This is a genomic window from Variovorax sp. P5_A3 (assembly GCF_056400665.1).
On record NZ_JBFUKW010000041.1, the window covers coordinates 1 to 10,961 of the forward strand.

Sequence of the window (10,961 nt, forward strand, 5' to 3'; positions counted from 1 at the left end):
ACGGTCGGCCGCATGAAGCTGGAACACACGCTTGGCCAAGTCGATGCCGAGAATATCGATTTCCATGTTGAGCCTCCTATGTCAGCGGTTGATAGTGCCGCTCAGTCTTCCAGAGAGGTGGCGTCGGGTCCATCTCAGTAGTTCATGGCTCAGCGCCTGATGGAGCTCGATGTCGAAGGCCGCTGCGGCGCCGCGTACGACGAGAAGAATCCCGAACGCCTCAACAGCCGTAACGGCTACCGCGAGCGAACCTGGGACACCAGAGCCGGCAGCGTCGAACTGAAGATCCCCAAGCTGCGCCAGGGCAGCTACTTCCCCGAGTTCCTGGAGCCTCGGCGCACCGCCGAGAAGGCGCTCACCGCCGTCATCCAGGAAGCCTATGTGCAAGGCATCTCCACGCGTTCCGTGGACGATCTGGTCAAGTCGCTGGGCATGAGCGGCGTCTCCAAGAGCCAAGTCAGCCGGCTGTGCGGCGAGCTCGATGAGCGCGTCAACGCCTTCCTCGGGCGCCAGATCGAGGGCGACTGGCCCTACCTGTGGATCGACGCCACCTACGTGAAGACGCGCGAGGCTGGGCGCATCGTGATGCGTGGCCGTAATAGTGGCGGTGGGCGTGAACACCGACGGCCAGCGCGAAGTGCTTGGTTTGAAGGTCGGCGCCTCTGAAGCCGAGCCCTTCTGGACCGAGTTCCTGCGCAGCCTGAACCGTCGAGGTCTTCGCGGTGTGAAGCTCGTGATCAGTGACAGCCACGAGGGCATCAAGGCGGCCGCCGCGAAGGTGCTGAAGGCCACCTGGCAGCGTTGCCGAGTTCACTTTATGCGAAACGCTCTGGCGTACGCTGGCAAGACCCAGCGGCGCATGGTCTCGGCCGCCATCGGCACGGTCTTCGTACAGGACTCGGCCGATGCGGCTCGAACGCAATGGCGATCGGTGGCCGATCAGCTCCGAGACAAATTCCCCAAGCTGGGCGCCCTGATGGACGATGCGGAGAACGACGTGCTGGCCTTCATGACCTTCCCACGAGCCCACTGGACGCAGATCTACAGCACAAACCCTCTGGAGCGGCTGAACGCCGAGATCAAGCGACGTACGAACGTCGTGGGCATCTTCCCCAACGACGCCTCGATCACGCGCTTGGTTGGCGCCATGATGCTCGAGCAGAACGACGAATGGTCGCTCAACCGGCGATACATGCAGCTTGAAGGCTTGCAGACCCTGAGCGACACTGCACCCACTCGGCTGTCCGCTGTCTCGCTGAGTACCGTGCAGCTCAGCCTTCTCCGGGCTGGGGAGCTACACCACGGAATGGGACGCGACCTTCCTTGCGCCCTCGTTCGCCCGATTACCGCCCCTGGCTTACTTGCTCGACGACCAGGTTGAGTCGCGAAGGAAAATTGCTCGGCATCTGGGGGTGAGCTTACGGACGCTGCAGCGCTACCAGGCCAGCGGCAACGCACCCCGGGCGGTGTATTTAACTCTCTGGTTCGAGAGCCGCTGGGGCATGGCCGCCCTGCACACGCAGGCCTACAACGAAGCCCAACACGCCCGCGCCTGGGTCGCCTCCCTGGAGCGCGAGTGCGAGCGGCTGCGCGGCGTCATCCGTGTGTACGAGCGGGCGCAGGGGCAGCCGGCGGCGAATGGGGCGGTTTTTCACTCGGTTTGAGCACGCGGCAATGACAGGACGTGGGCCGCCCCAAGACCGTTGGACGGCTCTGTTCGCCGAATTCGGCTCTGCGGTTGCTGTCTGTCGCAGCCGACTGACGAACTCACGCTGTAACTCAGGTTGCAGTCATTCGGGTGCGGCGAGCGTCGCAGCATCGACGACCGGTTCAAGTGTGCAGACATAGCCGCGCAGAAACCCTCGAGGGGCATTTTGTTCGATGCATCGAAGACCAACCGAACGGCCGCCATGCTGGCCGTCGGAATGGTAGTCCGGGCCCTGAGCTGACCGACAGACTACGAAAGCCTGCGCCCCGAAGCAGTCGTTTGGGACAGCCGCGTTGCCCATCAAAAACTCTATTCCGCACGTGCAGATGCCGGTCACGCAGCGGCTCAGCGCGTGCGACCTCGAGAATAACAAGCTCAAAGGGCTCCTGGTCAGCTCGATGTTCGAAGTCGCCTCTGTGCGCGAGGCACGCACGCAAAGATCAGCGTGGACTGTGTTGCTTAATGAGCTTCCCAAATTTCCGCAGACCAATTGCGTCGGCAAGGGACGGCGAGACGGCGTTCGCAAGCGTGAGCATTTTGAGTAGCCCTCCCCCCATGACATGGGCCCGACGTCGTTGGCGGATTGTGGCAAGGATCTCGCGAGCGACCACTTCGGGCTCGCACAGGGCGACGCCCATCTCGCGCCACATGTCGAAATACGGAGATTCCGACTCGGTGTTGGAGGGTACAGGACCGAAGAAGGAGAGCACCACGTCGGTCCCGGCCAACTCGCGGTTAGCGCCTTGCACGTAGCTTGCCAGCGCGCCGCGGGTCGCCGCGTAGGCGCTCATGAAAGGCAGTGCTACCCGGCCGTCCATGGCGCCGCCGAGATGGACGATCACTCCGCCGCCGGCTTGCTTGCGCAACCCCGGCAGGAATGCCTGAGTCACGAAGATCGGTCCCTTGACGTTGATCGCCATCAGCGCGTCGATGTCGGCCATCGTGTAGTCCTCAAGAGGCTTGCGTGGCGAGATGCCCGCGAGGTTCACCACCGCATCGATCCGGCCAAGATGATCGAAAGCCGCCGTCGCCAGCTTCTCGAGGCTCGCTGGATCGGTGACATCTGCGCGCACATAGATTGCCGAGCCGTCGCTCCGGCCAGTCAGCGCCGAAGCGTCGTGTTCGCTCCGCGCCGCGAGCAAGATTCGGAAGCCTTCGGCCGCGAGAAGTCTGGCCAAGGCGTGACCAAGCCCTCCGGTCGCTCCGATGAGAACGGCGGTGGGCGCATTGCTGCCCTGATTGGCTTTGGCGCGTTCATTTCCGGTAGCGTCACCGGCAGTCAGCGGGGTATTTGTCGTGATCTGGTTATTCATTCGATTTGCTTTCCTTTGTAGGTGTTGACAGGGCACTTCAGCCCCATGGCAGGTCGATTGTTCTGTCGGCTCAATGAGGCCATTGTTCCAACGGCACCGCCTGCGCGCACTCGCCAATGACGCCTCATTGCAGCCAAACGCGCCAACACACCCCTTCCTGCTTGGCGCCATCCGCCGATGCGCTGGCGCGATGCGCGAACTAAACTCGACGCATGCCATCCGAGCTGACCGACGACCTGACTGCCCCAAACGCCCGCATCAGCCACGCACGCTCCCTCTGGGTCTGGCCCGGTTGGCAGGTGCTGATGCAAGACGCGGGGGTGGACCGCGCCAACGTGCTGCGCCGCGCGAAGTTACCGGGCGACCTGTTCGCCCGCGACAGTGTGCGGCTCGATGCCGCGAGCTACTTCCGGCTCTGGGATGCCATCGATGAGGAGGCCGGCAACGCGGGCGGCCCCGCACCGTTGCGCCTGGCGAAGAAGATGTCGGTCGACTGGTTCAATCTGGAACTCTTCGTCGCCTTGTGCAGCGAAGACATGAACAGTGCGCTGGCCCGCCTCGCCAAATACAAGAGTGGGCCAATGGCGCTGAAGCTTGAGCACAATGCACGCGGCACCACGGCCACCATGGAGTTCCTCGACCACGGCCTGACGCCGCCGCGCGTGCTCATGGCGTTCAAGCTGGTTTTCTTTGTGCAGCTTGCGCGCTTGGCCACGCGCAGCCCGGTGCAGCCTCTGCGCATAGGCTGGCCTTCGCCGGATCTGTCGGCCTCTGATGCGCGCGCCTACACCACCTGGTTCGGCGTTCCGGTGGAAGACCTACCTCTGCCCACCGTGATGTTTGCGGCAGAAGATGCGCAGCGCCCGTTTCTCACGGCGAACCATGGCATGTGGAAGGTCTTCGAACCGGCCTTGCGCCAACGCCTGGAGGACCTCGAGAAAAACGCCAGCACCGTCGACCGCCTGCGCAGTGCGCTGCTCGAGGCCCTGCCCGCCGGCGAAGTGTCGATGGCGGCCGTGTGTAGAAAACTCGGCGTCAGCACGCGCACTCTGCAACGCAGGCTGCAGGAAGAAGGCAGCAGCTTCCAGCAGACGCTCGACGCCGTGCGCAATTCCCTCGCGCAGCACTACCTGCACAACTCGTCACTGTCTGGCGCGGAAATCTCGTTTCTTCTCGGCTTCGAGGATCCCAACTCGTTCGTGCGGGCATTCCAGACGTGGACTGGATCGACGCCGCAGGCAGTTCGATTGGCGCAGTCGAAAAGCGGGAAGGGATTCAATCTTCGCCCTTGACGTACTGGAACAGTTTGCGTCCGGCCATCGTGGGCGCAACAAGCGCGGACCTGTGATGCCGTCGAGCGTATGGCCGCCTTGGTGGAATACTCTCGGCAACCCGCTCGAAGGGCTGCTTTCGGGCGGCGCCTCAAAATGGTGATCTCGGCCACGAGCGGGTGTTCCTGAACGTCCGATTCAGGCGTCCCTGAATCTTCGACTTGCGAGCTACTTCGTTGGCGCATCCAGGCTAGCCGTCGCCGGTCCAATGTCTTCCACATCTGCCCACGCCGTTACGTCGAAGCGGAATTCGGCGATCGCACACGTGGGCATGTCTACGATCTCGCTCGACAGTCGGTGCGCGAGATTGGTGAACTCGGGGTTGTGGCCGAAAAGCATTACGCGGTTGAGCTTGTCATCAAGTGCGCAAATGAAGGCGAGCAAGTCGCCCGGGCTGCTGGCGTAGAGCCGTTCATCGATGACGATATTCTTGAGTTCGTAGCCGATCTCTTCGGCGACGAGTTCCGCTGTCGTCAGCGCGCGCAATGCCGGGCTGGAGACGAGCAAATCGGGCGTCACCCCGCGTTCGCCGAGCCGCTTACCCATCGTGGGCGCGTCTTTGCGGCCACGATCATCCAATGGTCGCTCCCGGTCAGGCAAGGACAGACCGCCGCGACTTGACTTGGCATGACGGACGAGAAGCAGGGTTTTCACGATCCAACTTTCGGACTTGATCAACTGTACATCGCTACATCGGCATGACGGCGGTACAGGGGCTGGGATTGGCTCTTCGGCGTGCTGACGCTCGCCGCCTTCGTCACCGTCATCATGCTACGGATCGGCTACGGCCTCATGGCCGACAGGAAGACGGCACACCCCTTTGAGCCGCAGGAAATGGCGCGGTGGAACCGAGTACAACGGCTCACCCGCGTGGGCATCGCTCCATTGCCGGTCGGCGACGGGACCAGCTAAGAGCTGCTTTCAACGGCTGCATTTCGGAGGCCAGGTCGGCAAACGTAAAGTCTGCAGAGGGCCCTGAACGCCATTTCGCGGCGTTGGGAAGCAGCCGTTCAAAGCATCGTGGCCCTGGTCGTTGGCAGCACTGAACAGCGAAGGTCAAGTATCCAAGTAGACCGGCCGGTCGCGTACAAAAGCGCAAACGTCAGCGATCCGCGGCCTCCGACGCTCTCCGGCGGAAATCGACTGGCTGCAACCAGTCTTGAACGGGCTTCCGTGCCCCGATCTTTCCCGCTGCCTTGACCTGAAAAACTGCTCCCGAGCGCTCATGGGAAGCGGTGTTCGGACCGAGGCACGAGCCCAGCCTTCGTTCGCTTCTACCGCGAGACCAATGGCTAGATCTGCCAGTTTCTCCACAAAAGAAGGGAGAAGGCGAAACCACCAATTGCACGTGCGCGTCACTTTCGGTTACAAGTGATCACTCCCTAACTTTCGGCTGCTTGCCCCGCCTTCGTTGGAAACGCTCGTCGTCGATTCCTTGCGCGCACGTGCCCGGCGCATCGCCGCGGAGGGCCGATTCGTTTCCGTCGATGTCGAAGCCCATCCGGAGAAGGGTGATCGAATCTTCGCGGTCGGTGCCGTGCGCTCCGATGCTGCGGACGCCTTCAGCAGCGCCTGCTCGCCGGCTAAGGCGCTCTCGGTGACCGCTGCCTTGAACGGCTTTGCCCGCGAGGGCAGGGTGCTGCTCGGGCACAACCTGCGGCGCCACGACCTTCCCTTGCTGCGGGACCAGCTCCCGGAACTCGAATGCCTGCACTGGCCCCTGCTGGACTCCCTCGAACTGTCGGCCCTCGCATTTCCCAGCAATCCATACCATCGGCTGGTCAAAGGCTACAAGCTTCTGAGCGACGAGCGCAACAACCCCGCCAAGGATGCGCGGGTTGCGCTCAATGTGTTCGAAGAGGCCGTCGAAGCGCTCCTGGAAACCGATGAGCAGGAACCCTGGTGGTTGGCACTCCTGCATTTCTTGCTTCGTGACGAGGAGGGCATGGCCACGTTGCTGTCCCAGGTCCGGGAGGAGGCGGCGCCAACCAGCGAGGCTGCTGGATCCCTCGTCGCGAGCCGCTTCGTCGACCGCTGCTGCGCCACGCGATTGCGGGATCTGACGGCCAACGTTGCCAGCGCGGACAGTAGCCAGGATCCCTGGTCGCTCGCATTTGCCCTCGGCTGGATCCGGGTCTCCGGCGGCAACTCCATCCTCCCTCATTGGGTTTTTCATGAATTGCCCGCTGTCCGGCAGCTGATCGCCGACCTGCGGGAGATCGACTGCGGACGGCCCGACCGCCAGTATTGCCGCCTGAATCACCACCCCGAGTCGCTCCTGTCGATGCTGTTCGACAAGCCGAGCTTTCGGGCGCAGCCGGCGGCGCCTGATGGCAGCTCCCTGCAGCGCGCCATCGTCAGCGCAGGCCTGGCGCGCGAGAGCCTGCTGGCCGCGCTGCCGACCGGCGGGGGCAAGTCCATCTGCTACCAGCTTCCTGCGCTCGTCCACTACCGCCGCTCGGGTCGATTGACCGTGGTCATCTCCCCGCTTCAGTCGTTGATGCGCGACCAGGTGGACAATCTCATGAAGGCCGACATCCAGTGTGCGGCCACGGTCAACGGGATGCTCACGCCATTGGAGCGACGGGATGTCCTTGATCGCCTCCGCCTGGGCGACATCGGCATCGTGCTGGTCTCGCCCGAGCAGTTCCGAAGCCGAACCTTCGTGGAGGCGATACGCGTGCGGGAGATCGCCGCCTGGGTGTTCGACGAAGCCCACTGCCTTTCCAAATGGGGGCACGACTTCCGCACGGACTACCTGTACGTCTCCCGCTTCATCCGAGAGCAGTTTCCGGGTCAGGCACCTGTCGCTTGCTTCACCGCCACCGCCAAGCCCGACGTCATCGAGGACCTCTGCAGCCATTTTCAGGAAAGCCTTCAGATCGAGCTGAAGACTTTCCTGGGTGGTCACGAGCGAACCAACCTGTCCTATGCGGTCCTGCCCACCACGGGTGGAGAGAAGCCGCAGCGCATCGTCGAGCTGCTGCGCGATGGCCTGCGCCGGGAGGACGCGGCCGTGGTGTTCTGCGCCACCCGCAAGAACGCCGAGACCCTCGCCCAAATCGTCGCGCAACAAGGCATCTCCTGCGGCTGCTACCACGGGGGACTCACCGCGGACCTGCGCAAGGAGGCCCAGCGGCAGTTCCTCGACGGCGAGCTGCAGGTGATCGCGGCCACCAATGCCTTTGGCATGGGGGTGGACAAACCCAACGTGCGCCTGGTCATTCACGCGGACATCCCTGGCTCCCTGGAGAACTACCTGCAGGAGGCAGGCAGGGCAGGGCGCGACGGCGAGGAAGCCCGGTGCGTCCTGCTGTTCGACCCGCAAGATGTGGAGACCCAGTTCAAGCTGTCCTCCAGCTCACAGCTCTCGAAGCGGGATTTCAGCGGCCTGCTGCGCGCCCTGCGCGACCAAGCGAAGAAGCTCGGCAAGGACGAGATCGTGGTGTCGGCCAAGGAACTCCTTGCACAGAGCAGCGGCACCGCCATCGATGTCGATGCGCCAGACGCCTCCACCAAGGTGACCACCGCCATCGCCTGGCTCGAGCGAAACGACTTTCTCAAGCGCAACGAGAACGCAACCAAGGTGTTTCCCGCGAGCCTGCGGGTGGCTTCCCTGCAGGAAGCCAAGGACCGGATCGACAAGGCGAACCTGCCGGCCAGCAAGCAGCAGAAGTTCCTGGCCGTCGCGATCGCGCTGTTTCGCTCCGACACGCCGGAGGGCCTCAGCACCGACGAGCTCATGCTCGATGCCGGCATCCGGCCGGAAGAGTGCTTTCGGATCGTCCACCAACTGGCCAAGCTCGGGATTCTCGTCAACGACCTCGGGTTGACGGTGCGCCTGATGCGCGGCGTTCGAGGTGCCTCTCCCATTCGCCTGGAATTCCTGTGCGCCTTAGAGAAGGAACTCCTGGACCTGATGTCGGAGCAGGCACCCGATGCCGATCAGGACGAGTCGCACCAGCACCTGAATCTGCGGGCGGTCTGCACCGAACTGCGCACGCGGCTCTTGGAGGGCGGCGAGACGGTGCAGGTGGACCCGACGCAGGTGCGGGCCTGCCTGCGATCGATGGCCGACGGCTTCGGCTCGGGCAATGACAAGCGCAGCATGATCCAGCTGCAGCCCCTGGGTGACGACACCCTGCGCGTGACCTTGCGCCGCTCGTGGGCCCAGATCCGAAGAATCTGCGAGCTGCGACGTGCCGTGGCGCAAGTCACGCTCGATCGCCTCCTTGCAGAGGTGCCCGAGGGCGTCAAAGGCGCCTGCATGGTGGAATGCAAGGCTCAGGCGCTGATCGACGCGCTGAACGACGACCTGGTCCTGAAAACCCAGCTTCGTGAACCCGAGGTCGCTCTCGAGAATGCACTCCTTTACCTGCATCAGACCCGGGTGCTCGAGCTGGACAAGGGGCGCTCGGTGTTCCGCTCCGCGATGACCATCCAGATGCAAGGCGAAACCTCCAGGCAGTTCACCGTGGCCGCCTTCGCGCCGCTGGAGGAGTTCTACAAGGAACGGACCCTGCAGACCCATGTCATGCACGAGTACGCCAAGCTCGGTGCGGAAGATCCTGCCAAGGCGCAGGACCTGGTCAAGGCGTATTTCACACTGCCGCACAAGCAGTTCATCAAGGAGTTCTTCCGCGGCCGCACGGACCTGCTGGAGCGCAAGACCACCGATGAGTCCTATCGGCGCATCGTCGACGATCTTCAGCACCCGGTGCAGGAGGCGCTCGTCACCCAAATGAAATCGGGCAATCACCTGGTGCTGGAGGGGCCCGGCTCAGGCAAGACGCGAGTGATCGTGCACCGCATCGCCTACCTGTTGCGGGTGCTTCGCGTGAGCCCGGGCCGCATCATCGCGCTGGCCTATAACCGGAGCGCTGCGGTCCAGCTGCGCCGACGCCTCCAGGCCTTAGCCGGGGACGACGGCAGGGGGGTGCTGGTGATGACCTACCACGCCATGGCGCTTCGCTTGACCGGCACCAGCCTGGCGGGGGCCGAGCGCGCCGCCAGCGCGGTCGACTTCAAGCAGATGCTCCAGGATGCGATCGATCTGCTCGAAGGCAGGAGTTCGGCGCTGACCGATGCGGACGAGATCCGTGATCGGCTCCTGCAGGGGTACGAATACATCTTCGTCGACGAGTACCAGGACATCGACGAGCAGCAGTACGCCCTGGTCAGCGCCTTGGCCGGCCGACGGCGCGTCGATGCGGACAGCAAGCTGAGCATCATGGCGGTCGGGGACGACGACCAGAACATCTACTCGTTCAAGGGCGCGAACGTCGAATTCATCCGGCGCTTCCGGGCCGACTACGAAGGCGAGCTCACGTACCTGGTCGAGAACTTCCGCTCCAGCCAGAACATCATCTCGGCGGCCAACCATGTGATCCAGCGCGGCGCTGACCGGATGAAGGTCGATCATCCGATCCGGATCGACGCCCGGCGCAAGGACGATCCGCACGGGGGGCGATGGGCCGAGGTGGACGAAGAGAGCAGCGGTGCGGTGCGGCTCCTCACCAGCCCGACCAGCCCGAACCTTCAGGCCCAACTGGTCTATGCAGAGATCCAGCACATTCGGCGCATCGACCCTGCCGCGAAGCTGTCGGAGATCGCGGTGCTCTGTCGCACGCATGCTCCGCTGGAGAAGATGCGGGCCATCTGTGATGTCGAAGGGCTGCCCTGCGAGATCACGGGGCCTGAGGCGGCCAAGGGGCAGATCTCGCTGATGCGGACACGCGAAGGTTGGGCACTTGCACAAGCGCTTCGGCGGCGCCAGGTGCGCATGGTCCGACTGGGTGCGTTGCGCAGGCAGTTGAATCGCCACCGGCGCGCACAACCCCGAAATGCCGCGCTGCAGGACTTGCAGGAGATCGTCGAGGACATAGCCTCGACGCTTCAGGCGGACGTCGTCCCTGCGGCTGAAGTGCTGGAGCTTTTCTATGAGGCCGCGGGGGAGATGCGACGCGACGGCCGGGACAGCGCCATCAAGCTGATGACGGCGCATGCCGCCAAGGGCCTGGAGTTCGACCACGTCATCGTGATGGACTGCGCCGACTGGCGCTGGGACCATGAGGACGAGAGGCGGCTCCTCTACGTCGCCATGACGCGCGCCCGGCAGACGCTGACCTTGATGCGGGCAGAAGGCGGGCGCAACCCCTATCTGGTCGATCTCGGGACAGTCGGCGGGGTGCAGGACTGCTTGCCGGCCATTCGGCCTCAGCAACGCGCGGATCTCGAACGTCGGTACATCATGCTCGGGGCAGCCAATATGGACATTGGGTTTGCCGGACGCAGCCCGCCTTCCCATCCGGTCCATCGGGCGATCGCGACCCTACGTCCCGGGGATCCGGTTGAACTGAGAGACCGATTCGTTCATTCGACTAACGGTCAAATCGTTGGGAGGCTGGCCACGAGCGTCGACGAAGTCCCATTGCAAGGAGGCGCCGCCGCGGTCGTGGCGATCATGGTGCGCACGCGATTCCAGACGTCCGAGAAGTACTGGCCCTCCTTGCAAGCGGATCTCTGGGAGACGCCGCTGGTGGAGGTCCGACTGGGCGCCTTGCGCATTCACGAAAACCAAACGGAAAGCCCTGAGCCAAGGGGCTGACA

Annotated in this window: 6 protein-coding genes and 1 pseudogene; 5 read left to right on the forward strand and 2 right to left on the reverse strand. The window is 63.7% G+C overall.

Features of this window, described 5'->3' with window-relative positions; translation table 11 throughout:
- Positions 1–141: 141 nt before the first annotated feature.
- Both AC1D3B_RS34105 and AC1D3B_RS34110 read left to right on the forward strand, forming a co-directional pair.
- Positions 142–1,249, forward strand: a pseudogene (locus AC1D3B_RS34105) (IS256 family transposase); the annotation flags it as partial.
- A 163-nt stretch (positions 1,250–1,412) separates the two neighbouring features.
- Positions 1,413–1,664, forward strand: a complete 252-nt coding sequence (locus AC1D3B_RS34110) for a hypothetical protein (RefSeq protein ID WP_478195100.1) — start codon at positions 1,413–1,415, stop codon at positions 1,662–1,664.
- A gap of 484 nt (positions 1,665–2,148) precedes the next feature.
- Here the strand turns inward: AC1D3B_RS34110 and AC1D3B_RS34115 are convergent, their stop codons facing one another.
- Positions 2,149–3,021 (reverse strand): SDR family NAD(P)-dependent oxidoreductase, encoded by an 873-nt coding sequence (locus tag AC1D3B_RS34115; RefSeq protein ID WP_478195101.1) that lies wholly within the window; start codon positions 3,019–3,021, stop codon positions 2,149–2,151.
- 212 nt (positions 3,022–3,233) lie between these two features.
- Here AC1D3B_RS34115 and AC1D3B_RS34120 point away from each other — a divergent pair, with 212 nt between their 5' ends.
- Positions 3,234–4,313 carry a helix-turn-helix domain-containing protein gene (locus AC1D3B_RS34120; RefSeq protein ID WP_478195102.1) on the forward strand — a complete coding sequence of 360 codons (1,080 nt, stop codon included), beginning with the start codon at positions 3,234–3,236 and terminating at the stop codon, positions 4,311–4,313.
- Between the two features lie 207 nt (positions 4,314–4,520).
- Here AC1D3B_RS34120 and AC1D3B_RS34125 read toward each other — a convergent pair whose 3' ends face one another.
- Entirely contained in the window at positions 4,521–5,006 is a 486-nt protein-coding gene (locus tag AC1D3B_RS34125) for a SixA phosphatase family protein (RefSeq protein WP_478195103.1), read from the reverse strand.
- Positions 5,007–5,087: 81 nt separating this feature from the next.
- Here AC1D3B_RS34125 and AC1D3B_RS34130 point away from each other — a divergent pair, with 81 nt between their 5' ends.
- Both AC1D3B_RS34130 and AC1D3B_RS34135 read left to right on the forward strand, forming a co-directional pair.
- The gene (locus AC1D3B_RS34130; protein ID WP_478195104.1) at positions 5,088–5,264 is read left to right on the forward strand and encodes a hypothetical protein; all 177 of its coding nucleotides are present in this window, start codon (positions 5,088–5,090) and stop codon (positions 5,262–5,264) included.
- 499 nt (positions 5,265–5,763) lie between these two features.
- Positions 5,764–10,959, forward strand: coding sequence for a RecQ family ATP-dependent DNA helicase (locus tag AC1D3B_RS34135; protein WP_478195105.1), 5,196 nt, complete (start codon positions 5,764–5,766; stop codon positions 10,957–10,959).
- The last annotated feature ends 2 nt before the right edge of the window (positions 10,960–10,961 follow it).

What these genes read in the sequence shown, in the direction of transcription:
- AC1D3B_RS34115 (WP_478195101.1), bottom strand. Translation starts at nt 3,021, where the DNA reads ATGAATAACCAGATCACGACAAATACCCCGCTGACTGCCGGTGACGCT.
- AC1D3B_RS34120 (WP_478195102.1), top strand. Translation starts at nt 3,234, where the DNA reads ATGCCATCCGAGCTGACCGACGACCTGACTGCCCCAAACGCCCGCATC.